Source organism: Edwardsiella ictaluri ATCC 33202, assembly GCF_000264785.1.
In the GTDB taxonomy this organism is placed as follows: Bacteria; Pseudomonadota; Gammaproteobacteria; order Enterobacterales; family Enterobacteriaceae; genus Edwardsiella; species Edwardsiella ictaluri.
This window is the reverse complement of record NZ_AFJI01000081.1, coordinates 161,803-188,191: the sequence shown is the minus strand read 5'-3', so window position 1 is coordinate 188,191 and position 26,389 is coordinate 161,803. Positions and strand designations below refer to the sequence as shown.

Below are 26,389 nucleotides of genomic sequence, written 5' to 3'. Positions count from 1 at the left end.
ACAGCACGACAATATGATAGCAGTATGACGGACGCGGGGTGGAGCAGCCTGGTAGCTCGTCGGGCTCATAACCCGAAGGTCGTCGGTTCAAATCCGGCCCCCGCAACCAATTTCGTCATCAACAATAAACACCTTAACCGGTGTTTTTTGTTTTTATCATCCGGCCGCGATCGGTGGGGTGCACGCCCTTGCCAACCGCTCCGCCGTCAACGCTTTGCCAGCTGCGCTCCGCTGGCAAAATAGGCCTTAATCCCCGCCAGAATCGACTCGGCCACCTGCTGCTGAAATGCGCTGGTGCGCAGACGCCGCTCTTCTTCTACATTACTGATAAAGGCCGTCTCCACCAGAATCGACGGAATATCCGGCGCCTTCAGCACCGCAAAGCCGGCCTGGTCGACACGATTCTTATGCAGTCGATTGACCCGCCCCAACCTATTAAGTACCTCGCGGCCAAACTTCAGGCTGTCATTGATGGTCGCCGTCTGCATCAGATCGAATATCGTGTGGTCCAGATACTGATCGCCGCTGCGGCTTACCCCGCCAATCTCATCCGACTCATTCTGCGTCTGCGCCAGATAGCGCGCGGCAGTGCTGGTCGCCCCCTTGGTTGACAGCGCAAAGACCGACGAGCCGCGCACTGTCCGGCTGGTAAACGCATCGGCGTGAATGGATATAAACAGATCGGCGCGCTGACGGCGCGCCTTGGCCACCCGCACCTTGAGCGGAATAAACACATCCTCATAGCGGGTCATATACACCCGCATATTCGGCTGACGCTTAATCAGCGCGCTGAGGCGATGGGCTATCTTCAGCACGATGTCCTTCTCCCGGGTACGGTTTTTACCGATGGCTCCGGGATCTTCGCCGCCGTGGCCGGGATCGAGCATGATGACGATGGGCCTGTCGCGTCCAGCCTTGCCTTTCTGCGGCCCAGCCTTAGGCAGGGATCGCTCCAGATCCCCCTTATTATAATCTTCCAACAGCGCCAGTAGCGGATCATCCTCGTCATCCATCCGCGCGGCGGGAGAACCGGCGACCGGATAGAGATCCACCACCAGGCGGTTCTTAAATTCAGCGACCGGTGACAGGGTAAACACCTTCGGGCTGACATTCTGCTTCAGCTCCAGCACCAGGCGTACCGTCTTTTGATCAAACTGGCCAACCCGGGCATGCTTCAGATAGGGATCGCCCCCCTGTACCTGATGGCCGATCCCTTTCAGAACGCTGTTGAGATGCACACCCTGAATATCCACCACAATACGATCGGGGTTGCTGAGCGCAAACTGCTTGTATTTGAGCGGATGACTCGACTCCAACGTGACCCGGGTATAGGTAGAAGATGGCCATACTCGCACGGCGATCACCTGTGCGGAAGCCGCGAAACCGACGCGGCTGACACTAAGGAACCAAGTGGCCGCGGCAGCCTGCAACAGGCGGCGGCGCGTTAGGCTATGGTTGGAATCTGTCATGTAACCCCAGGGAACAACGCTGAAATACCCACTCCGGCACTCCTGCGCCGGGAAAAGACGGGCAAAACTTTAGCGAAACCGTCCGGGGATGTCATTAGAAAATCTGAATAGCAATTTAACAATCTATGCCCTTCCCCGTGCGGCGGCAAACCCACGCAAAGAATTTGTCGCTTGCCTTTTGCTTAGCCGGAGAATAAAAATACAAAATAATCGAATATAAATTCACGAGAGGCAATCATGAAAGAGCGCAGCACAGAACTGGTCCAGGGGTTCCGCCACTCGGTGCCGTACATTAATGCCCACCGCGGCAAGACCTTCGTCATTATGCTGAGCGGCGAGGCCATCGCCGAGGCAAACTTCGTCGGCATCATCAACGATATCGCACTACTGCATAGCCTGGGCATTCGTCTGGTCGTGGTCTACGGTGCCCGCCCACAGATCGATACGCTTCTCCGGGAACAGCGCTGTGATCCCCGCTACCACAAGCAGATCCGGATCACGGATGCCCGCACGCTGGCGCTGGTCAAACAGGCCGCGGGCCAGGTTCAGCTGGATATCACCGCACGCCTGTCGATGAGCCTGAGCAATACGCCGCTGGCCGGAGCACACATCAACGTGGTCAGCGGTAACTTTATCATCGCTCAGCCGCTGGGGGTCGACGACGGCGTGGACTATTGCCACAGCGGGCGCATTCGCCGCATTGATGAGGCCGCCCTGCGCTGTCAGCTGGACGCCGGTGCTATCGTCCTGCTCGGCCCGGTGGCGGTCTCTGTTACCGGAGAGAGTTTTAATCTGACAACCGAAGAAATTGCCACCCATCTGGCTATCAAGCTACAGGCGGAGAAGCTGATCGGTTTCTGCGCCGCCCAAGGGGTCTGCAGCGACGATGGCAGCATCGCCGCCGAGCTGCTGCCCAATGAAGCCGAACAGCGTGTCTCAGCCCTGGAGGCCGCAGGAAAGGCTGCGCAGGCCAGTACCCGCTTTCTGCGCGGCGCGATCACCGCCTGCCGCAGCGGCGTGGGCCGCAGCCACCTGATAAGCTATCTGGAGGATGGCGCCCTGCTGCAAGAGCTGTTCTCACGCGACGGCATCGGCACCCAGATCGTGATGGAGAGCGCAGAGCAGATCCGCCGAGCCAACATCAATGATATCGGCGGAATTCTGGCCCTGATCCGCCCGCTGGAGCAGCAGGGGATCCTGGTGCGTCGCTCACGCGAACAGCTGGAGCGAGAGATAGAGCGCTTTACCCTGATAGAGCGTGATAGCCTGACTATCGCCTGTGCTGCACTCTACCCTTTCCCCCAGGAGCGCATGGGTGAGATGGCCTGCGTGGCGGTGCATCCAGACTATCGCAACTCAGCGCGCGGAGAGCAGCTACTGCAGCGGATTACCGCGCAGGCACGTCAGATGGGGCTGGAGAAGCTGTTTGTCCTGACCACCCGCAGCCTGCACTGGTTTCAAGAGCGCGGCTTCCAGCCGGTAGAGGTCGATATGCTGCCGCAGCAGAAGCAGGCGCTGTACAACTACCAGCGCCGCTCCAAAATCCTGCTGACCGAGCTGTAGCCCCCGCCGCTCGACCTGAGCAGGAGCCTCGCGATATGCCGCTTAATCGGCGGCGGCCAGCAGACGGGCCATTAACCCGCTGCGCCGCTCGGTCGGCGTGCGGATAGCCCGCTCCAACACCGGCCGGGTCGCAAAGAGCGTCAGCTGCCGCCGTGCCCGTGTGATAGCGGTATACACCAGCTCACGCGTCACCACCGGTGACGGCTGGGTCGGCAACGCCAGCAGCGTATGGTCGAACTCCGATCCCTGCGACTTGTGTACCGTCATCGCCCAGGCCGTCTCATGGGGCGGTAGCCGGTTGGGCTGCACCGCGCGCGGAGCGCCATCGCTGCCCATAAACCACACCTGCCAGCCGCTCAGCTCATCGCCCAGCGTAATACCGATATCACCGTTAAACAGCGCCTGAGTGGCGTCGTTGCGGGTGATCATCACCGGGCGCCCGGCATACCAGTGCTTTTGCCCCTCATGCGTGCGCCGGATCAACCCCGCCCGCTGCAGCGTCAGGGCGATACGCTCGTTGAGACCATGCAGGCCAAAGGGCCCCTCACGCAGGGCACACAGGGGACGGAAGCGGGCAAACTCAGCCAGGATCTGCGCCGGTGCCTCCCCGCGCAGGATCCCCTCCAGCATCGGACGATACCCCACCAGACAGCACGTTAAGAGCGTCTGGTAGTCTTCATCCTGGACGATTTCGTGCCAGTGCAGGTCGGTAAAATGGTCCTTCAGGCACGCCATCGCCATCCGGTGATGGCCCCGATTGACGGCCTGCGCCAGCTGACCGATACCTGAACGGGCGTCAAAGCGGTAGCTGTGACGCAGCAGGCTGATGGCGTCACGCAGAGCGACCACAGGCTGCGTATCCCCTGCGGGGATCGGCGCAGCGCACAGCTGGCTCAGCTCGGCCGCGCGCGTGGCACTGAATCCATATTCGGCAAAGCGGCACAGCTCACCCAGCACCGCACCGGCCTCAACCGAAGCCAGCTGATCGCGATCCCCCAGCAGGATCAGCTGCGCCTGCGGCGGCAGCGCCTCGATCAGCCGCGCCATCATCGGCAGATCCACCATCGACGCCTCATCCACCACCAGCACATCCAGATGCAGCGGATTATCCCGGTGATAACGCAAGCGGGCGCTGTCTGCGCGGGCACCCAGCAAGCGATGCAGCGTCAGCGCTTCGCGCGGCATCGCCTGTAGCTGATCCGGCGCCAGCGCCAATGCCGCCAAGGCCTGCCCCAACGACTCGCCCAGACGTGCCGCCGCCTTACCCGTCGGCGCCGCCAGCTGAATACGCGGCATCCGTCCGGGCGCCAGCGCGACCAACGCCGCCAACAGGCGCGCTACGGTCGTGGTCTTACCGGTGCCGGGGCCGCCAGAGATCACCGATGCCCGGCGCGTCACCGCCACGGCCGCGGCCACCTGCTGCCAGTCCGGCCGCTGGGCCGTGGCCGGGAACAGACGATGCAGCACCGGCGCCAGCGCGCCATCGCCCCGCCGCGGTTGAGCGCAAGCGTCGGCGAAAAAGGCCGCTACCGTCCCCTCATCACGCCATAGCCGCTGTAGATACAGGCACTCGTGGCTCACCACCAGAGGCGTCGCCCTCTCGCCGCCGCTGACGCAAGGCTGCGCCAGCAGGTAGTCCCGCCAGCGGGCGACGTCCCATCCTGCGAGCAGCGCAGGCCACGCATCGGCCTGCTGTGGAAAGCGCTGGCTCAGCGTCGCCATATCCAACGCCGTCAGCGGCAGGCAGACATGCCCGGCGGCCAGCTCTTGGCTGACCAGCGCCGCGGCCAGCGCCAGGTGCGGCTGCTGCGGCCCGGCCAACAGCGTGGCAAACTGCAGATCCAGCGGGCGCAGCGTACGCTGCTGCGCCATCTGGGAGAGTAGGGACTCACGCATCGCCATCCTCCTGTTCCCCGGCAAACAACGCATCCAGCGCCGTAACCAGCGCCTCTTCGGGACGACAGGCAAAGACCCCCTGCCCCGGTTCAACGCCCGCCATTCCGCGCAGAAAACAGTAAAAGACGCCGCCAAAATGGCGCTGATAATCATAATCCACCAACCGATGGCGCAGATAGCGGTGCAGCGCCAGGGTATACAGCTGATACTGCAGGTCATAGCGGTGGGCGATCATCGCCGCCGCCATCGCCGGGGGAGTATAGGCCGCCCGATCCTCACCCAGCCAGTTGGACTTATAGTCCAGCAGGTAGTAGCGCCCCCGGTGGCAGAAAACCAGATCGATAAAGCCCTTCAGCATGCCCTCGACCTGGCTGAACGCCAGTGCCTCGCACTGCGCCGACAACGCATCGTGGCGGCGGATCAGCGCATCCAGTGCCTCCGCCCGCAGCGGGCGGGCAATCGGCAGATAAAACTGCAGCTCGGGCTGGCGCTGCGACGGGGCCAGATGGCTCAGGGTCAGCCCGCTCTCATCCAGCGGCGTCTGCAGGATCTGCGTCAGCCACTGCGCCAGCGTTGGCACCCACGCCAGATCGATCCCCTGAGCCAAGCACTGCTCGGCCAGCCACACTGGATCCGGCGCCGCGGCGAAGTCCAACTTCTCCAGCAGGTCGTGTAAAAAGGTTCCCGGCGCCGCGCCGCGCGGAAAGGTGTGGGCGCTGAAGATCGTCGCCGCCGCCGTGCGATTCTCGCCGGCGGCATCGATATCCAGGCGCGGCAACAGCTCCAGATAGGTGCTACCGCCGTGCTGCTGCAGCGCGGAGTAGCTGGTCACCCGCCAGTCATCCTGCAGACGACGGGTAAAGCGGCGGGCGCAGAGCGCGCGCGGCGGTACCGGCTCAGCCTGCCACGGGGTTCCCTCGCAGGGAGAGAGGATCTCCAGGTGGATCGGGTCATTCGACAGCGTTTGCAGCGCCTGCTTCAGCCCCTCGGCATCGCAAGCCTCGGCGCGCTGCAGCAGGTAGCCGATGGCGCCGTGATGCAGATCGCTCTCATCCTGTTTACGGCGGTTTCCAGACACCAGCGGGGCGATACCCAGCGCACAGTGATACACGGCACGCGTCACGGCGACATACAGCAGGCGCAGATCCTCCGCCAGTCGCTCCTGATCCGCCAGCGCCAGCGCATCATCGTCCGCACACAGATCCAACACCGCCTGGTGGGTGACCCTGTCATGGTACAGCCCCTGCCGCTGACGGCGGAACGTCGCCACAAAGGGCAGGAAAACCAGCGGAAACTCCAGCCCTTTGGATTTGTGAATGGTGATCACCTGCACCAGATGGCGATCGCTCTCCAGACGCATTTGCTGGCTTTCCGCCTGCGGCTGCGGGCTGTCGATCTGCTGGGCCAGCCAGCGCACCAGCGCCGGCTCGCTGTCCAGCTGCGCCGCGGCCTCCTGCAGCAGCTCGCCCAGGTGCAGAACGTCGGTCAGGCGACGCTCTCCGCCCGCGGTCGCCAGCAGGTTCTCCGCCAGGCGGCGGCGCCCTATCAGCTCTCGCAGCATCGGCAACACCCCGCGGCGTTGCCACTGGCGGCGATAGCCGTCAAACTCATCCACCACCGCATCCCAGCGCCGCTCATCCTGACTCAGCGCGTCCAACGCCGCCGCATCCAGCCCCAGCAGACCTACGGCCAGCGCGCTGCGCAGGGTTCGGCTCTGGGCCGGCGTCAGGATCGCCTGTAGCAGCCACAGCAGGTCGCGCGCCTCCGGCGTCGAGAAGACGCTGTCGCGATTGGAAAGATAGACCGAGGGGATATTGAGCGCGCTCAGCGCATCGCGCATCACCGTCGCTTCGTGGCGGCTGCGCACCAGGATAGTCATGTCGGCGGCGCACAGCGCGCGTCCCGCCTTGCCGTCATCGCCGCCGGTCAGCCGCGCGGTGCCCCGCTGACCGGCGCTGAGCCAGTCGCGGATCTGCGCCGCGCAGCAGCGCGCCATCGTCTGCAGATACTCCTGCGCGGTGCAGCCGGGAACATCATACAGCCACAGCGCCATCGCCGACTGGGGCTCACCGTCGATCGTCAGTCGGCGCCCCGCGTTGGCCGCGGCGGAGGCCACCGGTAAAAAGGGGATCTCTGCGAACAGAAACGGCGCCTCCAGGCGTAAGAACAGCGCGTTGACGGCCTGTACGACGCCGGGCGCCGAGCGCCAGTTGGTCTCCAGGGTATAGCAGGCGTCCACCGCCGCGCGCGCGCGCAGATAGGTGAAGATATCCGCACCGCGAAAGGCGTAAATCGCCTGTTTGGGATCGCCGATCAGCAACAGCGCGGTCTCGGACGACCGGGCATCGTCTGCGGTATAAATCCGCTGGAAGATGCGGTACTGCAGGGGGTCGGTATCCTGGAACTCATCGATCATCGCCACCGGATAACGCTGGCGAATCGCCGCGGCCAGCGCCGCGCCGCCCGCGCCGCCCAGCGCCTGATCCAGCCGGGTTAGCAGGTCGTCAAAGCCCAGCTCGGCCCGGCGGCGCTTCTCCAGCTGCACGCCGTCACGGATTTCACCGAGCGCCCGCGCCAGCACGAGATCGCGCAACGACAGCGGCTCGGCCAGCAGCGACTCAATCTCCGTGAACACGCTATGGCGCGGCGGCTCCCCCTTGCTGGTTTTCTCCAGCAGCGTCGCCTGCGCAAAGCGCGCGATCGCCGACGGCAGCTGATAGTCACGGCTCTCCGCCTGCGCCCAGACCGACATCTCATCCAGCCATTTGGGCAGATAGCGGCTGCTGTAGCTGCGCTTATCAACGCCCGAGGCAGCGATAAGGCCGACCACCTGATGCTCATGCTCCCGCCACGTGGCCTTGACCCGTTCAATGCGGGCCAGCAGGACCTGATGACGCTGTGCCAGCGTCTCCTGTGCGTCGGGCGCCGGACGCAGCAGCGGCATCTCGCCGGACAGATAGGGCTGTAGCTCGGCCAACAGCGCCTCTGGACCGCTCCACAGCTGGCTGACCGCCTCCGCCAGATCGGCGGAGAGCGGATAGCAGTGGCGCCGCCAGAAGTCAGCGCAGGCCTGACGGCGCAGCGGCAGTTCGTCCTGCAGCAGAGTCTGCTGAAACAGCACCCCGGACTCGAAGGCATTGTGGCTGAGCATGCGCTGGCAGAAGCCATGAATGGTGTAGATGGCTGCCTCATCCATCTGCCGTTCTGCCGCCAGCAGCAGAGAAGCCGCCAGTGCCTGATCGGCTATCTGCGCCAGCAGGTCGGTGAGCAGCGGATGGTCACTCTCGCCGCGCAGGCAGGCCAGCCGCAGCGCGTGAATATTGCTGCGGATGCGGCCGCGCAGCTCCTCGGTGGCGGCCTCGGTAAAGGTCACCACCAGGATCTCCTCTACCGCCAACGGGCGCGGATAGGCGTTTTCCTCCCCCAGGCCCAGCAGCAGGCGCAGGTAGAGCGCGGCCAGGGTAAACGTCTTCCCGGTACCGGCGGAGGCCTCGATCAGACGGGCGCCGTACAGCGGCAGGGTCAGCGGATCCAGCGTCTGCGTCGGCATCGGCATCGGCGCGCACGGCACCGGCGGAGTCGACGGCGTCATCAGCGGGTCACCTCTATCTTCAGCGTCTTTTGCAGCGCACTGACGTCCGGGTAACGCGCCCAGCCGGCTGGCTGGGCATACTCTCCCTGAGTACTCTGTCCCAGAACCTGCGACAGCAGCGCCAGCCCCTGCGGCGCCAGCACCGCCTGGCGGAAGAAGCGCTGCAGATCGGCCCGCGTCAGCTCCTCCAGTGCGGCGATCAGTCTGTCACGAGTATCAAACGTCAGATTGCCGCGGGCAAAGTCCCCCTGGAAACGGTCGGCCTCCTCGGACAAGGTTTGCGGCCTCTGACGCAACTGGGTCACCAGCGCCTCGCGATATTGGTTAAAGTCCGCCCCGCTTAGCGCGGCCAGCCGCTGCTCCGCCTGGGCATAGAAGGCCTGATAGCGGCCATAGAGATAGTCGGGGGCCCGACTGCTACTCTGCAGCAGGAAGGTCAGCCCCCACTGACGGCCAACCGACGTCGGGAAGACAAACAGCGCATAGGCCAGTTGCTCCTGGGTACGCAGCCGATCGTAAAACCATGGCTGCAGGATCTGGCTCAGCAGCTGGCTGCGCGCCATGCCCCGAATCTCATCATAGCCGGTGGGCACGTAGATGGCCGCCAGTGCAGAGTCGCTGCTGCTGCCCGGCCTATCCAGTGTCGCCAGCGATGTTCCACCGACCACTACGTCGCGGCCATACCACCAATGGGTACCGCTGCAGCGCAGCTGGGCGCTGATGCGTTCCGCCAGCAGGCGCACCTGTTCCGCAGAGAGGTTACCGACCACCATCAGATCCGGGGTCGCCGCGCTGATAAGCCGCTGACGGTAGGTCAGGATATCATCCAACGTTATCGACGGCAGCATGGCGCGGCGCGCGGCGCGCTCGGTATAGGGCACGCTGGAGAGCGCACGCACCGGCTGCATCGCCATCTCAAAGGCCTTGGCCCTGTCGGCGGCGTCCAGCTGCTGGCTGTACCAATATTTCGCCTGCGCCAGCTGATCCGCCGTCGGGGTAAATCCGGCATAGCCCTCCAACAGCACGCTGAGCAGTTGCGGCAAACGCTGGGTAAAGCCGCTGGCACTGATCAGCAGGCCGTCGCTATAGCCGGTAGAGAAGCCGATGCCGCCCACCGACGCCTGATAAGAGAGCTGATCCAGCGCCAGCCCAGCCAGATAGTCCGTCAGGGCAAACAGCACCTGACCGCGCGGATCGTCGCTGTCGAGCGGGTTACGCAGCGCCAGGGTGATATCGGCCTTGGGCTCATCGGCAAAATAGCGGCTCGGCATATACAGCGCGCGCAGCCCCGGACGGGAGACGATCGGCTGCGGATATCTTGGCGTCGGCGATACCGGCTTAATCAGGGTAAAATTATCCGGAATATAGGGATTCAGGGCCGGCAGCGACAGAGAGATATCGCGTCCGTCGCGCTGCCAGCGCGACAGCTGGGTCGGCGTGATGCGCTCAACCTGATAGGGGGCATCGACAAAGTAGGCCATCTTATTGTGCGACTCATCGGGACCGATAAACCAGATGCGCGCACGCTGCGGCGTCATGCTGTCCAGGCGGGCGGCGATCGCCTTGGGATCGAAGCGATCGGCCAGATAGGGCGCATCCAGGACGTGTTCGATCGGCACCCGCAGCATCATATCGACCATCCACTCGACATATCCCATATCGCGCGTCACCGACGGGTAGCGGAAATCGAGCGCCAGCACGTGCGCTATCTCGTCGAAATAGCTCTGTTTGATGCCCTGGGTGCGCAGCAGGCGCAGATAGTCGTAGACGGCCGCGATCACCCGGCCCCGTTCGGCCACCCCTTTCTCAGTCAGGGCAACGTTGATATTGAACACCCCACCGTTGCGATCCGCCATCGGATCGGCGCCAGCGCTAATGGACTCCGCCAGTCCCTGGCGCTGCAGCCAGTCGGACAGCGTATTCTTGCTGCGGTTGCCAATCAGATAGCTGATATAGGTATCCGTTTTACTGCGGAACGCCGCGCTGTCGTTGGGAATGCGGTACTCAATGCGCAGCATCCGCCGCGGCTGGGCCGGGACATAGTGAATGATGATCCCCTGCTGCGCCGGCGTCACCACCGGCATATCGATCGGCGCGACCGTCGCATGTCGATTGGGAATGCGGCCAAAGCTCGACGCCGCCAGCGACGCCAGCGCGGGAAGCGGCTGGTTACCGTAAATCACCCCCACCATCAGATTGGCGGAGTAGTAGCGCTGATAAAACGCCACCAGCTGCTGATGCAGGCTGCTGCCTGGCTTATCGCGCAGGGTCTCCAGATTCCCCCCGGAGAATCGGGCGCTGGGGTGGGCCGGGTTCAGGGTCTCGGCAGAGACCTGCTCCATGCGCAGACCGTCGCGCGAGCGCGCGAGCGTCAGCTCGGCATTCACCGCGTGGCGCTCGCGATCGGCGTTCCCCTTGTCCAGCAGCGGCTCGGCAATGGCGTCCGCCAAGCGGTCCAGCGCCGGATCCAGGGCATCGTTTTCCACCTGCAGATAGTAGGCGGTGCGGTATGCGGCGGTGCTGGCGTTATAGCTGCCGCCGTGCTTTTTCAGAAACTCCGACAGATTGTCCGGCTGCGGGAACCGTTTTGATCCCATCAGCACCATGTGCTCCAGATAGTGGGCCAGCCCCAGCTGACTGTCAGGATCGTCCAGCGATCCCACCGGCAGCGCCAGCGCCGCCAGCGCATTCGGCGTCTGCGGATCGGAGACCAGCACCACCTTCATGCCATTATCCAGACGGATGGCCTGATAGGCGCGCGGATCACCGGCGCTCTTGTTGATGCTCTGCGCCAGCGGTTGCCAGCCCTGCGCGGCAGCACCGAACGGCGCCCAAAACAGCAGTAATATCCACAGTACGATGGTCGCACCTTGTCTACGTATCACATCCAATCCCCTCTTGCCCCTATCCTGGGTGCCCCCGAAAACGCACCCGCCTGCCCGCTCCCCGCCGTCGCGGAGGATCACGCCAAATTATGACGCAGCAGCGGTAAATAAAAGCGCTGCGCCTGTGCTTCGAGCTCTCGCTGCGCCGCGTCATCCAGCGTGCGCACCACCCGCTGCAGATAGGCATCCTGCCCCTCTCCGGGACTGAAGGCATCCCCGTTCCACGCCTGCAGCAGACTGCCGTGCGCCTTGGCGAGCCGGGCCTCGTCCGTCGTTTGTAGCTGTCCCGTTTCCTTATCATAACAGCACTTCAGCCATTGCCATCCGCTGCGCGTCAGCAGCAGCGGCGCCTGCATCCCCTCGCGGTAGCCCTCGATCAGGCGCACCAGCTCGCGCTCGGCCTGCGCCGCATCGAGTCCGGCAAAGTGCCATGCCGTATTCTTGCGCCCAAACATCCAGCTGTCGCCGCCCCCCTGAGCTAGGCAGAACAGCAAGTGCTCTATCCACAGCACGATCCCGTCCGTCGCGCCCAGCTCTGCGGGACGCCAACGCACCAGCCCTGACGCCTGCGCCTGCGGCAGCCAGCCGGTCAGGCGACACCCGTCCAGCGTATGGTCAATCTCCAGGCTCTCCCCCGGCTGGAACAGATCGCCGACCCGCTGCGCCAACTGCGTCATCTCATCACACTGCGCCTGCCACCATAGCTCGCCAAAGGCGCCAAAGGGCAGGGTCCCGGCGGCGCGGATCTGGCGATACAGCGTCTCGATCTCATCGCCGCCGATCAGGCGGTTAAGCAGCAGCTGGTTGATCTGATAGCGGCTGAGCGCATCCAGCGTGAAGGGCTCCTCCTGCGGCAGCTCACTCTCCTCACGGATGAAGCTGACCCCCAGACGCTGCTGAAAAAAGGCCCGGACCGGGTGACGGTAAAAGCGGAGCAGCATATCCAGCGTCAGTTGCTCCATCGGCAGCGGCGCCAGCCGGGTGGCAAACGGTGGATGCTCTACCCCCTGCCCGCTGGCGGCCGGCAGCCATTCACTGGCATAGCTCTGGAACTCGCCCTGCGGATCGAAGTTATCGGCATCAAACGGCACCCGCGGGTGCGTATGGCACAGGTGCGCCATCACCCGTTCGGCGCTGCTGTCCACGTCCCGATCCACATCCTGCGCCAGACAGTGACTTTGGGCGATATACTCCAGCAGCTCGCTGACCAGCACGCTGGGATAGCGCGCGCTGTTATCCTGCACCGAGCGACCAATGTAGCTGATATAGAGGCGCTGCTGCGCCGACAGCAGCGCCTCCAGAAACAGGTAGCGGTCATCGTCACGCCGGCTGCGATCGCCGCGCTGCGCTTTCCCCGCCATCAGATCAAACCCCAGCGGCGCCAGGGTGCGCGGATAAACGCCGTCGTTCATCCCCAGCAGACAGACCACCTTAAACGGGATGGAGCGCATCGGCATCAGGGTGCAGAAGTTGATCGGCCCGGCGAGGAAGCGCTGACTGATGCGCTGATTATCCAGACGGGCGGTCAGCTCGTCGCGCAGCACCGTGATCGGCAGCGTCTCGGGATAGGCCGACGCCAGCCCCTCTTCAACCAGCTTAAGCCACTGCTGTTCGATCAGCGCACACACCGCCTCGCTGTCAGCGTCGGTGACAAAAAAGTCATCCAGCAGAGCCCAGCACAGCGGCTGCCACTGCGCCAGCGTCTGCATCTGCCCCAAGCGCTGACGCCACTCGCGCAGCGCCGCCAGAAACTGCGCCAGCTGTCCGGCCAGCTCGGCGATCGTCCCGCTGGACTCATCGTAGGGCAGCACCCCCTGCCACTCTCCGCTGTGGCTGTCCATGGCATAGCCCAGCAGCATGCGCGTCAGGCCAAACTGCCAGGTATGCTGACCGGTCGCCGGCAGCGCCAGGTCACGCACTGCGTCATCGTCCAGCCCCCAGCGGATCCCGGACTCCTCTACCCAGTGGCGCAGCAGCCGGATACCGTCATCGTCGATATCAAAGCGCGCCGCCAGCGCCGGCACCTCCAGCAGTGCCAGCACCTGCTCGGCGTTAAAGCGGCTATGGGGAAGATCGAGCAGCGCCAGCAGCGCCTGTACCACCGGATGCAGCTGGCGGGCGCTGCGGTCCGAGATTGCGAAGGGCAGGTAGCGGGCGGCCGGCGTATTGCCGAAGACGGCCTGAATAAAAGGCGCATAGCTGTCGATATCGGCCACCATCACGATCACGTCGCGGGCGCTCAGCGTTGCATCGGCGGAGAACATATCCAGCAGGCTGTCGTGCAGCACCTCAACCTCGCGCTGCGGACTGTGGCAAACGTGTACGCTGATGCTGCGATCGTCCGACGCCAGCCTCCGCTTCTGCCGACTCTCCTGCAGCGTCTGCGCAGCGGCAGCGATGCAGGCGTGATCCTCCAGCTCCAGCATATCCCGCTGGATGCGCTGCAGCAGGGTATCCTGCGCCAGGTCAACAAAGGCGCTGACCTCCTGTGGGCCGTGCTGGGCCAGCAGATACATATGATCGCGTCCCAGCTTGCCCCAGGAGGCCAGCAGCGGATTACTCAACGCCTGCTCGCCCTCCTCGCTAAACAGCGCAGCGGCCTGCTCCGGCACACGAAACAGCGCGCTCTGGTTGTCGCCCAGACTACGCTGCGCCAGCAGATAGTCGCGACGGCGTCGGCTTTGCAGCCGTGCCAGAAACGCGTAATCCTGAATGTCGCCCCAGTAGTAACGACAGGGGTTGGTGAACATCAAATGTACATCAATGTGCTCCCCCAGCGCGCGTAGCGCCTCAAGGTAGACCGGCGGCAGCGCCGAGATCCCGCAGATAAATACCCGGCGCGGCAGCCCCGGCGGCGCGCTGTCGCTCACCTTCAGCGCCTGAATGAAGCGCTGATACAGGTTGGCGCGGTGCCACTGAGGCTGGCCCAGCTGCTCGGTATAGTCACGCAGCGCCACCCACAGCGGAGCCTGCCACTGCTGCGCGCTGTCCAGCCCCTCGATCAGTCCGCCCTGCTCCCAGCGCTGCAGCCACTCGGGGCGGTAGACCAGATACTGGTCATACAGGTCGGCAATCCGAGCCGCCAGCTGAAAATGCTTGCGCCGATCCGTATCGTCGCTCAGATAGTGCGCCAGCGGGGCAAACGCCGGGCGATCGAGGAACTGCGGTAGCAGCCACATCAGCTTCCAGGTCATGGCATCTTTGCTAAAGGCGCTGCGCTGCGGAATATCCGGCAGCACCCGGGTAAACAGATCCCAGATAAAGGTAGCCGGCAGCGGAAAGTCGATATTGGCGGCAATGCCGAAGCTGCGCGCCAGCTCCATCTGCAGCCACTGGGACATCCCCGGGCTTTGTACCAAGATCACCTCGCGCGCAAAGGGCGTTTCCAGCGGCTGCCCCTGCATCAGCGCCGCCATCAGCTGCGTCAGAACATCCAGTTGATTGGAGTGATAAACGGTAAACATAGCCTCTCCGGTGGGGCCCGCCCTGCTGCGCGGCCTGTTGGGTGTGCGCCAAAGCTACCGCGATCGTCCGCTAAGGGCAAATCAACTTTGCCAGGCTTACAGGCCGCCCCCGCGGCGGGGAGAGCTCGCATACCAGCAGACGACAGGATCCCGCGGTGCGCAGCCCCAGCGTCCGGTGCCACCCCGGCGGCATCCCCTCCTCCGACGGCGTCAGCAGCGGCAGCGTCGCCTGCGCCAGCGCGCCGCGTGCATAGCGCCAGGCCTCCTGACGCTGCTCCTGCACCCACTGCACATGCAGCAGGGCACGTTGGGTCTGCACCAGCCCCATCAGCCCGACACTGGTCAGAAGCAACGCCAGCATCACCTCAACCAGCACGCTCCCCCGTTGCTGGACAGGCGATCCCCGCGGGCAAAAAGTCGCTCCAGCCGCCGGGCAGCGCCCGATATCGTTGCTCCCGCTCATGCGCCTCTCCCCATAGATAGCGAACCCGAACCAATGGATAGGTCAGCGGAGATGGCTGGCCAGACACACACAGCAGCGCCCGCTGCGCATCCAGCGCACGAATACAGGCGTGCCACGACGGCGCCAGTGCCCGGCATTGCCAGTGCGGCCAGGCCTGCCAGAGCAGATGCTGCGCCCGCGCCAGCCAGAGATCGGCCTGCGCATCGGCGTACCAGTATCGCTGCTGCGCCGCACTACGCTGCAGCAGCGCCGTGGTTTGCGCCTGCTGCGCCAGCACCCAGCCCAATGCCAGCGCCAACGCAGCCAGCAATGTGCCCAGCAGCGCGGCACCGCGCTGACGCCTCATGGGGCTGCGTTCCGCGCCAGATTCGGTGCGGACAGCCACTGCCGCAGCACCAGCGGCGTATCGGGGTATCGTCGCTCCGCCAGGCTCAGGGTCAGGTGAAAGGTCGCCGCACGACGAACAATACGCAGCGACTCGACCCGCCAACGCCGCTCATCGCTCACCCGCTCCCAGCCACTGCCGTCACAGAGCGTGGCACTGCGACGCGCCTCCAGCGCCCCTTGGCGCAGACGCCAGCCAAAGCGTTCGGCCTCCTCAACGGCGCCATCGCCGTCCAGATCGTAAGCCAACAGCACGCAGGAGCCGTCCGGCTCCCCACGCATAGCGGCTATCTGCACCGGCGGCGCCGGACGGCGACAGGGCGCCGCGCAAAATCCGCTGCGGCGCAGATCCTTCTCCAGCCGATCCAGCAGCCCCTCCGCCTCCTCCATGCGCTGCAGCTGACGCTGAGCAACCAGCCCCTGGCGCCGCAGTTCACTGACCAGGCGCAGGGCGGCCGACATCACCAGCGCACCGAGAAACAGCCCCACCATGACCGACAGCAGACTCATTCCCCGCTGGTATCGCACGCCGTCAGCACCGGCAGTCCATACTCTGCGCACAGCCTCACCCTCCCCTGCGCCGACCAGATCACCCGAACGGCGCGCCGCTCATCGCTCAGGCGGATATGCCCCGGGCGCGCCGTATTGCGTACACCGTAAAACCCGGCGTCTGAAGACATCTGCGCCTCCAGGCGCAGCGGCGCTATCGGCACAAAGGCCGCGACGGTGCGGCAGTCATCCTGTGGCTGTCCAACCAGACAGGCCTCCCCCCCGCTGCCGCGACGGAGCAGGATGTGACGCACCCCGTTGCTGCGAAAGGCCTGCTCGCGCAGCGTCAGCAGATACGCCTGCAGGCGCAGACTCTCTGCCAGTATCTGCTGCTGATCGCGGCGCGGCAGCCAGAATGGCAGCGCCGCGGCGGCCAGCAGCGCCAGCAGTCCACAAACCAGCATCACCTCCAGCAGGGTGTATCCCCGCGGCGTATCCCGCATGACCGCCCCCGTTCGCACGATGGCACGGCGGCCCTCGCCGTGACGGCATTCAGCCTAAGCAGGCGACGACGGCAGACCAAGCGCTATCGCGGCGGGATCCGGCCGACACCAATAAAAAACGCCGGCACAGGACCGGCGTTTACAGATGAGTGTGCGTCGCTGCGCATCACACGGCGACAGGAGCTTTAATCGCCGGGTGCGGATCATAGCCTTCGATGATGAAGTCCTCGAAGCGGTAATCGAAGATCGACGCAGGACGGCGTGCCAGCACCAAACGCGGCAGTGCACGCGGCTCACGGGTCAACTGCAACGCCGTCTGCTCCATATGGTTGCTGTACAAATGGGTATCCCCACCGGTCCAGACAAAGTCGCCGACCTGCAGATCCAGCTGCTGCGCCATCATATGAACCAGCAGCGCATAGCTGGCAATATTGAACGGCAGTCCCAGGAATACGTCGCAGGAGCGCTGATACAGCTGGCACGAGAGGCGGCCGTCGGCGACATAGAACTGGAAAAAGGCGTGGCAAGGCGCCAGCGCCATCTGATCCAGCTCACCCACGTTCCAGGCTGACACGATGATCCTGCGCGAGTCGGGCTCCTGGCGCAGCTGCTCCATCACCTGACTGATCTGATCCACCTGGCGACCGTCAGCGCAGCCCCAGGCGCGCCACTGCTTGCCGTATACCGGGCCGAGATCGCCGTTATCATCAGCCCACTCATCCCAAATGGTGACGTTATTCTCATGCAGGTAACTGACGTTGGTCTCCCCGTTAAGGAACCAAAGCAGCTCATGAATGATCGACCGAAGGTGGCACTTCTTGGTGGTCACCAAGGGGAAACCCTGCTGCAGATTGAAACGCATCTGATGGCCAAAAATCGACAGGGTGCCGGTACCGGTACGATCGGCCTTGGGTGTCCCCTCTGCCAGCACTTTTCTCATCAAATCCAGATACTGTTTCATGTCACCTCTAACTCTCTACGGAAAAAATCAGGACGCCTGCGCGCGTGGCGAATGACGATAGGCCCACACCATCATGATAACGCCGACCACGATCATCGGTATGGAGAGGATCTGCCCCATGCTGATCACCCCATCAAACAGGCCGAGCTGCGCATCCGGCTGGCGGAAAAACTCACAGATAATACGGAAGGCACCATAGCCCACCAGGAACAGTCCGGAGACGCTGCCCATCGGGCGCGGCTTGCGAATAAACAGATTCAGGATAATAAACAGTACGACCCCTTCCAGTAACAGCTCATACAGCTGCGACGGATGGCGCGGCAGCAAGCCAAAATGGTTATACACCGCCTGCCACTGTGGGTGGGTCGCCGCCAGCTGCATATCCTCACTGCTGGAGCCTGGAAACAGCATTGCCCAGGGCGTATCCAGCGTCACGCGGCCCCACAGCTCGCCGTTAATAAAGTTGCCCAGACGCCCGGCGCCCAGACCAAACGGTACCAGCGGCGCAATAAAGTCAGAAACCTGGAAGAAGGTACGCTTGGTGCGACGGGCGAACCACAACATGGCCAGGATCACCCCGATCAGACCGCCGTGGAAAGACATGCCACCATCCCAGACCTTAAACAGATACAGGGGGTTATCGATAAACAGCGGCAGGTTATAGAACAGGACATAGCCGATGCGCCCGCCGAGGAATACCCCGAGAAAACAGACGTACAGCAGGTTTTCAACCTCGTCCTTAGTCCAACCGCTGCCCGGTCGGTTAGCCCGACGCACCGCCAGCCACATGGCAAAGACAAAGCCCACCAGATACATCAAGCCATACCAGTGCAGCGCTACCGGACCGATGGAGAAAATCACCGGGTCAAAACTGGGGAAATGCAGATAGTTCGTCATCTGTCACCACAATACTGTCTGAGAAACCGTATAAAATGCTCAAGTGGCGCATCATAACATAGGAAAGTGGGGTGACCGGGGTATGTATAACGATAAAGTTATGTAAAAAAGCGGATCACCGCCGAAAAGATAGGCTTACCCACGCAGCATCAGGCGCAATCGCGCAGAAGCCTGCACGGCAGGGTGACGATCCGTCGTCGCGTCGGCGTAAGCCAGAGATAAACATCGTCGCGCGCCCCGCTCGGGAACCATTTACGCCATCGCCACACCGTGCGGGATCGGCGGAAATACTGCCCGCCAACTGCTGCAGAAAATCCGTCGGCTTACCCATGGCCTCTGTAGCGCTTTTTGCTACCGGGCGATCCGTCCGCCTCAGCCCTGCGTATCTGCCGCTGGCGAAGGGACTGCCATGGTCATGGCCGTTATACTCTCACTGACCATTTCTTGATAATCACGAGATATATCTATCCCAGCGAGTTATCGGAAAACAACGAGACAGCTGGATAGCCCGCTTACCATCCGCTCAGCAGAGAAAAGGTTTGCCAGAACAGGGTAACCACCAGCAGCGCGCACAGCGGTACACTGAGCAGCAGACGCCCGGAGAGCAGACGGTGGATCAGAATGCCCACCAGCACCGACACCGGCAGCAGTGCCAGAAAAAAGGGCCAGGTATACAGCATAAACAACAGCGTATTGGTACCATAAACGACAAAGGGCAGCGCGAACGCCAGCCAATAGAAAACAAACCCCAACACGCCGCCGCTGAAAGCATAAGAGGGCTCTTCGCGTTCGGCGGTTGTCTGTTCATCGGCCCGCCTGTTGGCGGCATTAATCAGCATACCCGTATCCTGCGGCAGCAAAGCGTTCACATACGCGGAAAGGCGACTGGCCTCACCACTGCGCGCCGGGCAAAACCGGGCCGACGGGCGCAACACCGAATGCCAGAGCCGTACGGTCTCAGACCCACGCTGGCATATGCGCTGATAATACCGCCGAAGGACAAAACGTCTAACATTTGCACGGCTAAATTTGTTACCAATTGTTCTCTCCTTCTCCCTTTCTCATGGCGCGCGGCAGCGGCCTCAGCAGCCTAAACGGTGCCGTACGGAGACATGACATCTGGACACGGCGTTATCTCCCCTTATCATCCCCACCGGCCCTCTCTATTTTCCCCTTTGTCTGCGCAAGAAATTGTTTAATCCCCTGTCACAGGCGATAATATTTGGCAGATAAATACCTCTGCCGACGTGTGACGCGCCATCGACAGACCGATACAAAGGACGCCCGATTCATGCTTTCCCGCTGCAGATACTCTCTCTCCCTGGCCGCGCTCTGCCTGGGCTGCGCGCTCGCCACACCGGTCAGCGCCCAGACCCACCAGCCCATTGGAAAAATCGCCGATCAGGAAGTACGCCATATCGCCACCTACTTTCCCGGCCGCATGGCGGGCAGCCCCGCCGAACTGATGATGGCCGACTATGTCAACCAGCGCTTTCGTCAGATGGGTTATGACAGCAACCTGCGCGATTTTAAGACCCGCTATCTGTACCGCGACAGCAACGGTAAAAACAGCTGGCACAACGTTACTGCCACCTCGGTGATCGCCGCTAAAGTAGGGCACAGCGCTAAGCAGATCCTGATCGTCGCCCATCTGGATACCTTTACCCCGCAGAGTGATGACGACGTTAACCATAATTTGGGCGGGCTGACGCTCCAGGGGGTCGATGATAACGCCTCCGGCGTCGGCGTCATGCTGGAGCTGGCCGAACGCCTGCGCACGGTAAAAACCCAGGTCGGCATCCGCTTTCTGGCGCTGAGTGCACAGGAGCTCGGCGGCAAGGGGATCGAAAACTACCTTAGCCGCATGACGCCGGAGGAGAAGAAAAATACCCTGCTGGTGATTGGCATAGACTCCCTGATCAGCGGCGACAAGCTGCTCGCCACCAGCAACGCTCAGGCGCTGGCCGAGCGCAGCCGCGATCGCCTGCTGCAGCTGGCCAAACGCGACGGCATCCACATCGCACGCGGCAACAGCGCGATGCTGGATCAATCCCCCCCCCAGAACGAGGGGATGGCGCTGTTTTCTCAGGCCGGACTTCCGCTGCTGCTGCTCTCTGCCGCAGATAGCCAGGATCCGACGCGCCAGACACGCCACGGCGGCAGCCTGTTTGCACAGGGCACCAGCTGGCATCAGCCCCAGTACGACAATATGAAATATTTGGATCGGCACCTGCCGGGGCGGATCCGGGCCCGCACCCGCGAGGGGGTTAGGATCCTGCTGCCGCTGCTGGAGCAGCTGGCCCGCTGATCCCGCTGCCGCTGCACACGATGCGGGCTTCCTAATGTAGAGAAATATCAGGCAATGTGGCTTTAGGTAAAGGGGGATTGCGTTGCTGTATCTGGGCATTACATTACTCAGAGAATCGGCGGCCGTTCGTCCCTGAGCACGGTGCGCTGCAATACCGTCCCGGTTCTGCCGGAATCGGTTTTGTAGGGACCATTTTCGCTTTACCGGCTACCAACGTTATCAACCCCGCTACGGCGGGCGCTGTGTTGAGGCAGATTATGCAAACTGAAGAACAACGTATCATTGAAGGTCTTTTTTCCCGTCTGCAGCAGGCTGAGGCCGGCAGCGGTCCCCGCGACGCCGACGCACAGCGGCTTATCCAGTCCTGCCTGGCCAAGCAGCCGGCCGCGCCTTATTACATGGCACAGGCCATGCTGATCCAGGAAGCCGCCCTCAAGCGCCTCAATCAACAGGTTGAACAGCTGCAGCAGCAGGTCAGCCAGCTCCAGAGCCAGCCGCGCAGCAGCGGTGGTTTCCTCGCCGGCCTGTTCGGTGGCGGCAGCCAGAGCAGCGATACGTCGTCATCCGCTGCGGCGGCGCCTTCCCGTACGCCGCTGGGCAGCCAGCCGATCCCTGGTGCAGCCAACTATGCTCAGCCCGGCTATAATCAGCCGGCGCCGGGATATGGCCAACCAGCGGCAGCGCCCTCCCGAGCTGGCAGTTTCCTGGGCGGTGCGCTGCAGACGGCGGCCGGCGTCGCCGGGGGGATGGTGATGGCCAATATGCTGACCGGACTGTTCCATCAGAGCCGTCCAGAGGAGATCGTCAATATCATTGAGGACAATCCTGCGCCGGAGGCAACCAACAGCGATGCCGATCGGGGCAACGATGCCCAGGACACCGGCCAAAATGATGCCGATTGGCAAAATGCCGACTGGCACCAAGACAATAGCGGTGGATTTGACCAAGATAACGGTTTTTCCGATCCGCTGGATGGCGGCTTCTTTGACGGCGGTGACGACGACGACGCATCCTTCTTCTAAGCGCCACATTCAATTCTGGAACGGGAAGGCTCTGGCCTTCCCATTTTCCACACACAATGTAACCAAATGTAAATTTAAATATATTCATATTTTTTATTTTGTTTTAAATCACCAAATTATCCTCTGTTATTTTAATCTTTTCAAAACCACACCATCAATATCACAGAATAAAAGGCACAATAACCGACAAAAACCAAATTAATAAAAAGTGAATCATAATTTAAATTTATTATAATAACAAAACCAATAGACAAAAGAGAAAAATAAACATCATTATATCAAATAAAGCATTGTTAATAATTATTAAAATGAATATATCTATGATTACATGGAATTATATTTATAGATATCAATAAAATAGCACACATGTGATATTTTTATAAAAATATAATATATATTTTTTATAAAAATCTGATTAGAAATAAAATTTATTCACAAAACTAACAAGCCAAAAATATTAATAAGAAAGCGTTTGAACTTTGTAAGTTACATTATGTAATAAGATTGCCGTGAGTCATTGTGCCATTTTTATTGTCTGGCGATTATCCTGCCTTTGGTTACATCACCATTATTATGAAGCGCATTTATAACCATTATTTATTCCAATCAAGGATATGATATGAAATATAAATACCTTGCAGTGGCGATTCCAGTTCTGCTGGCGGCGGGCATGGCCAATTCGGCTGAGATATATAATAAGAATGGCAATAAACTTGATTTATATGGCCGTCTTGCCGGGGAGTTTTACAGCGGTGAGGGCAACGGCGATGACAGTTACGCTCGCCTGGGTTTTAAAGGCGAGACGCAGATCAATGAGGTTCTGACAGGCTATGGACGCTGGGAGTTTCAGACCAAGGCTAGCCGTGACGAAGGAAATCCGAACAGCTATACACGTCTGGGATTTGTGGGTTTCAATATAACCCAGTTTGGCTCACTGGATTATGGCCGCAACAATGGCGTGCTGAAAGACGTAGAAAACTTTACCGACGTATTCCCGGTTTACGGCGGTGACTCCTATACCATGACCGACAACTATATGACCGGACGCGCCAACAATCTGGCGACTTACCGTAACCGCAACTTCTTCAACCTGATCGACGGGCTGAATATCGCCCTGCAGTACCAAGGTAAAAATGAAGGTAATGGAGACGAGGTTAAACGCACTATTCCAGTCAAAAATGCGGTGACAGGAAATATAGAAAATATTTCAGTTTCAGAAAAACGCGATTTACAAAGTGGCACCAGTAACCGTGGTAATGCATCGGTGCGACGCGATAACGGCGATGGGGTCGCGCTGGCAGTCACCTATGAGCTCCCCATTGGCATCGGCCTGGCCGCCGCCTATAGCGGATCAGATCGCAGCGATGCTCAAACCTCTGGCCTGTTAGGCAAAGCTCGTGGCCAGCGCGCCGAAGCTTGGACTATCGCCGCCAAATACGACGCCAATAATCTTTATCTGGCAGCCATGTATGCGGAAACCCGCAATATGACTCCATTCAATAAAAATAATCTTATTGCCAACAAAACTCAGAACTTTGAGGCTGTTGCCCAGTATCAGTTTGACTTTGGCCTGCGTCCTTCCATTGGCTATGTTCTGTCACGCGGTCTGGATCTGAACGCTGATTCAGGCACCCTGGGCGATGGCAGCAGCGTCAAGTCCGCCGATCTGGTGAACTACCTCAGCTTCGGTGCCGAATTTGCATTAAATAAAAACATGCTGACCTACATTGAATATAAGGTTAACCTGCTGGATGAAGATAAATTCAGTCGGAGTAACAACGTCGATACCGACAACCAGGTAGGCATCGGCATTCAGTACAACTTCTAATAAGATAAGGTCTCCCGCAGGAGTAGGGATGGATGGTAAAGCTCCTTCCCTGACGTGGTGAACAAGCACCTTATTAAGTAGCCAGTCAGTTGCTTCGCTGACTGGCTACTTTTTTACAGATTACGCCTCCGTTCAGAGATATGACCTGGCAATGTCAGTTTGCTCAGTTGCGACCAAACATATCCTTGATCCAACTGGCGACACCATCACTTTCACTGCCTGACGTACCCCCGACAGGCGCCGCCGATGAGGAGGCACTGCACAGCGACTGCGGATTGTCGGTCCAGACCGGAAGGGTTCGCCCGCTGCCGCACTGGAAATTACCGGCAGCATCGATCCCCACCATGCTAATCCCCTGCGGCGGCACCAAATCCAACGCCAGCGGCGTCTGATTCTCCAGATAGCGACGGTACAGGGTCAGGGCACCGCTGGCCCCGGTCAACTTGGAGGGGCCGTTATTATCGCGTCCAACCCAGGTGATCGTGACCTCCTTCCCGTCAATACCGGCAAACCAGCTATCGCGCAGATCGTTCGTGGTACCGGTCTTGGCCGCCAGATGGTAACGACCAAACTTCCCCGACAGCGACCGCGAGGTTCCGCTCACCACCCCCTGCTGCATGGCATACAACGTCAGGTAGGCCGCCTGCGGGGCCACCACGCTCTGGGCCTGGGGCAAACTCTGATACAGTACGGTGCCGTCCTCGGCGATCACCGAACGCAACGCCGACAGCGTCGCCCGATTACCACCGGCGGCGATGGTCTGATAGGCCTGAGCCACCTCCATCGGCGTCAGGTTGATCGCGCCCAGCAGCATGGCGGGAACCGGATCAATGACGCTCTTCGGGACGCCCAGCTGTTGCCAGGTTGCACTGATCCTGTCCAGCCCCAGCGCCATGCCCAAATTCACCGTCGGTACGTTGAGCGACTGCGCCAGCGCGGTCATCAGCATCACCTGTCCACGGTACTGACGATCGTAGTTTTTCGGCTCCCAGTAGGTGCCGTTGGAGAGCTTGATCGACACCGGCTGATCCGTCAGCGGGGTATTCAGGCGATAGCTAACCGGCTCACTCAGCGCCGTCAGATAGGTTGGCGGCTTGGCCAGCGAGCCGATCAGACGACGGGCGTCCATCGCACGGTTAAAGCCGGCAAACTGGGTCTGCGCGCCGCCCACCATCGCACGCACCTCGCCGCTGAAGCGATCGACCACCACCATGGCCGCCTCCAGATCATCTAAGTGGCGCGCAGCGCGCAGCGCCGGAATACCGGCCTCGACGGCTTTTTCCGCCGCATCCTGCGAGACAGGATCGAGGGTGGTAAAGATCTTCACCCCGGAGAGATCCTGTACCTTATCGCCAAGCTTGGCCTGCAGCTCCTGGCGCACCAGCTGCATAAACGCAGGCTGAGGCGAGATAACTCCCCCCTTGGGCTGTACCCCGAGCGGACGGGCGCTGAGCATGTTGTACAGATCCTGATCGATGATCTTCTGCTCCAACAGCAGATGCAGCACCACATTGCGCCGCTCCAGCGCCAGCTTGGGATTGCGCCACGGGTTATACAGCGATGCCCCCTTGACCATGCCCACCAGCAGCGCCTGCTGATCCAGGCTCAGCTCTTCGACCGGGCGGCCAAAGTAATACAGGCTGGCCAGCGGGAAACCGCGGATCTGATCGTTGCCGCTCTGCCCCAGGTACACCTCGTTGAGGTACAGCTCCAGAATGCGATCCTTGCTGTAGCGATAATCGAGGATCAGCGCCATATAGGCTTCGTTAAGCTTGCGCCACAGGGAGCGCTCATTGCTCAGGAACAGGTTTTTCACCAGCTGCTGGGTCAGGGTGCTTCCCCCCTGCACCGTACGGCCGGCCGTCAGGTTGGCCAGCAGCGCACGGCCAATGGAGTAGAAGCTGATGCCGTCGTGCTGATAGAAGTGGCGATCCTCCGTCGCCAGCAGGGTATCCACCAGCAGCGTTGGGAAGCCGCTGCGCGGCACAAACAGACGCTGCTCGCCGTTGGGCGACTGCAGCATCGTAATCAGCCGGGGATCGAGACGGAAAAAGCCAAACTGGCGCTTATTCTCCAGATTGACAATTTCGCTCAGGCCATCTTCGTCAAATACCAGGCGAGCGTGGATCTGCCTCTCTTTTCCATCAGGAAAATCAAAGGGACGGCGTAGCATATCGATACTGCTGCCCGAGACGGTAAACTCGCCTGGGCGGGTGATACGGCTCACCTCGCGGTACTGCATGCCCTCCAGCAGATTGATCATCTCTTTCTTGCTGTAGTTCATCCCCGGCTCAAGGCTGACCATCCGGCCATACACGGCGGCCGGCAGCTGCCAGACCTTACCGTCGATACGGCTGCGGATCTGCTGATCGAGATAGACCCCGTAGGCGCCGATAACGACCAGCGCGACCAGCGCCAGACGAAACAGCAGCCACAGCACGCGGCGTCGGCGGGAACGTTTTACCTGTTTGTGCGCCACATCACCCTCATCATCATCATCATATCCGTCATCATCACTCTCCCCACGCTCCTGGTCATCCTCGTCGTAGTCATCCTCGTCATAACGACGGCGACGGCGCGTAGGCTCTCCGCGTAGCGGCTGCGCCGCCCGTTTCTTACCCTTGCGCCCGATTGGCTGGCGATCGTCCCCAGACATAACCTGTTT

Annotated in this window: 17 protein-coding genes and 1 tRNA gene; 5 read left to right on the top strand and 13 right to left on the bottom strand. The window is 61.3% G+C overall.

From position 1 onward, the window contains the following. Nucleotides 1–32: 32 nt before the first annotated feature. Nucleotides 33–109, top strand: a tRNA-Met gene (locus tag EIEH_RS12565). A gap of 97 nt (nt 110–206) precedes the next feature. Here the strand turns inward: EIEH_RS12565 and amiC are convergent. Continuing rightward, on the bottom strand, nt 207–1,469 hold the full coding sequence (gene amiC / locus EIEH_RS12560) for an N-acetylmuramoyl-L-alanine amidase AmiC (RefSeq protein WP_015870225.1): 1,263 nt from the start codon (nt 1,467–1,469) through the stop codon (nt 207–209). Nucleotides 1,470–1,706: 237 nt separating this feature from the next. Here amiC and argA point away from each other — a divergent pair, with 237 nt between their 5' ends. Continuing rightward, the gene (gene argA / locus EIEH_RS12555; protein ID WP_015870224.1) at nt 1,707–3,032 is read left to right on the top strand and encodes an amino-acid N-acetyltransferase; all 1,326 of its coding nucleotides are present in this window, start codon (nt 1,707–1,709) and stop codon (nt 3,030–3,032) included. Between the two features lie 42 nt (nt 3,033–3,074). On the opposite strand, the gene recD is transcribed toward argA, so the two are convergent. From recD to EIEH_RS12500, 11 genes are all read right to left on the bottom strand, one after another. Further along, nucleotides 3,075–4,928 (bottom strand): exodeoxyribonuclease V subunit alpha, encoded by a 1,854-nt coding sequence (gene recD, locus EIEH_RS12550; RefSeq protein WP_015870223.1) that lies wholly within the window; start codon nt 4,926–4,928, stop codon nt 3,075–3,077. Beyond that, nucleotides 4,921–8,520: an exodeoxyribonuclease V subunit beta gene (gene recB, locus EIEH_RS12545; RefSeq protein ID WP_015870222.1), complete on the bottom strand. Its 3,600-nt coding sequence runs from the start codon at nt 8,518–8,520 to the stop codon at nt 4,921–4,923. The genes recD and recB overlap by 8 nt, the downstream gene beginning before the upstream one ends. Further along, a complete protein-coding gene (gene ptrA, locus EIEH_RS12540; protein WP_035609754.1) occupies nt 8,520–11,402 on the bottom strand; it encodes a pitrilysin in 2,883 nt (960 codons plus the stop codon). Before ptrA ends, recB begins: the two co-directional genes overlap by 1 nt. 80 nt (nt 11,403–11,482) lie before the next feature. Beyond that, complete coding sequence (recC, locus tag EIEH_RS12535; RefSeq protein ID WP_015870220.1) at nt 11,483–14,869, bottom strand: exodeoxyribonuclease V subunit gamma; 3,387 nt, start codon at nt 14,867–14,869, stop codon at nt 11,483–11,485. Nucleotides 14,870–14,939: 70 nt separating this feature from the next. Then, nucleotides 14,940–15,230 carry a prepilin-type N-terminal cleavage/methylation domain-containing protein gene (locus tag EIEH_RS12530; RefSeq protein WP_172468361.1) on the bottom strand — a complete coding sequence of 97 codons (291 nt, stop codon included), beginning with the start codon at nt 15,228–15,230 and terminating at the stop codon, nt 14,940–14,942. A gap of 4 nt (nt 15,231–15,234) precedes the next feature. After that, nucleotides 15,235–15,678 (bottom strand): DUF2509 family protein, encoded by a 444-nt coding sequence (locus EIEH_RS12525; protein ID WP_015870218.1) that lies wholly within the window; start codon nt 15,676–15,678, stop codon nt 15,235–15,237. After that, nucleotides 15,675–16,277: a prepilin-type N-terminal cleavage/methylation domain-containing protein gene (locus EIEH_RS12520; RefSeq protein ID WP_233420353.1), complete on the bottom strand. Its 603-nt coding sequence runs from the start codon at nt 16,275–16,277 to the stop codon at nt 15,675–15,677. The genes EIEH_RS12525 and EIEH_RS12520 overlap by 4 nt, the downstream gene beginning before the upstream one ends. Then, entirely contained in the window at nt 16,223–16,708 is a 486-nt protein-coding gene (locus EIEH_RS12515; RefSeq protein WP_015870216.1) for a prepilin-type N-terminal cleavage/methylation domain-containing protein, read from the bottom strand. Before EIEH_RS12515 ends, EIEH_RS12520 begins: the two co-directional genes overlap by 55 nt. 166 nt (nt 16,709–16,874) lie before the next feature. Continuing rightward, on the bottom strand, nt 16,875–17,669 hold the full coding sequence (gene thyA, locus EIEH_RS12510) for a thymidylate synthase (protein ID WP_015870215.1): 795 nt from the start codon (nt 17,667–17,669) through the stop codon (nt 16,875–16,877). A gap of 27 nt (nt 17,670–17,696) precedes the next feature. Then, the gene (gene lgt, locus EIEH_RS12505; protein WP_015870214.1) at nt 17,697–18,566 is read right to left on the bottom strand and encodes a prolipoprotein diacylglyceryl transferase; all 870 of its coding nucleotides are present in this window, start codon (nt 18,564–18,566) and stop codon (nt 17,697–17,699) included. 512 nt (nt 18,567–19,078) lie between these two features. After that, a complete protein-coding gene (locus EIEH_RS12500; RefSeq protein WP_370447964.1) occupies nt 19,079–19,402 on the bottom strand; it encodes a DUF3561 family protein in 324 nt (107 codons plus the stop codon). Nucleotides 19,403–19,857: 455 nt separating this feature from the next. Between EIEH_RS12500 and EIEH_RS12495 the strand changes: the two genes are divergently transcribed. The 3 genes from EIEH_RS12495 to EIEH_RS12485 all read left to right on the top strand — a co-directional run bounded on the left by EIEH_RS12495 (nt 19,858) and on the right by EIEH_RS12485 (nt 23,724). Continuing rightward, nucleotides 19,858–20,874 carry an aminopeptidase gene (locus tag EIEH_RS12495; protein ID WP_015870212.1) on the top strand — a complete coding sequence of 339 codons (1,017 nt, stop codon included), beginning with the start codon at nt 19,858–19,860 and terminating at the stop codon, nt 20,872–20,874. Between the two features lie 257 nt (nt 20,875–21,131). Beyond that, complete coding sequence (locus EIEH_RS12490) at nt 21,132–21,896, top strand: DUF2076 domain-containing protein (RefSeq protein WP_015870211.1); 765 nt, start codon at nt 21,132–21,134, stop codon at nt 21,894–21,896. 619 nt (nt 21,897–22,515) lie between these two features. Continuing rightward, nucleotides 22,516–23,724, top strand: a complete 1,209-nt coding sequence (locus EIEH_RS12485) for a porin (protein WP_015870209.1) — start codon at nt 22,516–22,518, stop codon at nt 23,722–23,724. 163 nt (nt 23,725–23,887) lie between these two features. Here the strand turns inward: EIEH_RS12485 and mrcB are convergent, their stop codons facing one another. Next, the gene (gene mrcB, locus EIEH_RS12480; RefSeq protein WP_015870208.1) at nt 23,888–26,380 is read right to left on the bottom strand and encodes a bifunctional glycosyl transferase/transpeptidase; all 2,493 of its coding nucleotides are present in this window, start codon (nt 26,378–26,380) and stop codon (nt 23,888–23,890) included. Between the last annotated feature and the right edge of the window lie 9 nt (nt 26,381–26,389).

Coding starts and splice junctions, on each gene's coding strand:
- amiC (WP_015870225.1), bottom strand. CDS start 1,469: ATGACAGATTCCAACCATAGCCTAACGCGCCGCCGCCTGTTGCAGGCT.
- argA (WP_015870224.1), top strand. CDS start 1,707: ATGAAAGAGCGCAGCACAGAACTGGTCCAGGGGTTCCGCCACTCGGTG.
- recD (WP_015870223.1), bottom strand. CDS start 4,928: ATGCGTGAGTCCCTACTCTCCCAGATGGCGCAGCAGCGTACGCTGCGC.
- recB (WP_015870222.1), bottom strand. CDS start 8,520: ATGACGCCGTCGACTCCGCCGGTGCCGTGCGCGCCGATGCCGATGCCG.
- recC (WP_015870220.1), bottom strand. CDS start 14,869: ATGTTTACCGTTTATCACTCCAATCAACTGGATGTTCTGACGCAGCTG.
- EIEH_RS12530 (WP_172468361.1), bottom strand. CDS start 15,230: ATGCTGGCGTTGCTTCTGACCAGTGTCGGGCTGATGGGGCTGGTGCAG.
- EIEH_RS12525 (WP_015870218.1), bottom strand. CDS start 15,678: ATGAGGCGTCAGCGCGGTGCCGCGCTGCTGGGCACATTGCTGGCTGCG.
- EIEH_RS12515 (WP_015870216.1), bottom strand. CDS start 16,708: ATGCGGGATACGCCGCGGGGATACACCCTGCTGGAGGTGATGCTGGTT.
- thyA (WP_015870215.1), bottom strand. CDS start 17,669: ATGAAACAGTATCTGGATTTGATGAGAAAAGTGCTGGCAGAGGGGACA.
- lgt (WP_015870214.1), bottom strand. CDS start 18,566: ATGACGAACTATCTGCATTTCCCCAGTTTTGACCCGGTGATTTTCTCC.
- EIEH_RS12495 (WP_015870212.1), top strand. CDS start 19,858: ATGCTTTCCCGCTGCAGATACTCTCTCTCCCTGGCCGCGCTCTGCCTG.
- EIEH_RS12490 (WP_015870211.1), top strand. CDS start 21,132: ATGCAAACTGAAGAACAACGTATCATTGAAGGTCTTTTTTCCCGTCTG.
- EIEH_RS12485 (WP_015870209.1), top strand. CDS start 22,516: ATGAAATATAAATACCTTGCAGTGGCGATTCCAGTTCTGCTGGCGGCG.
- mrcB (WP_015870208.1), bottom strand. CDS start 26,380: ATGTCTGGGGACGATCGCCAGCCAATCGGGCGCAAGGGTAAGAAACGG.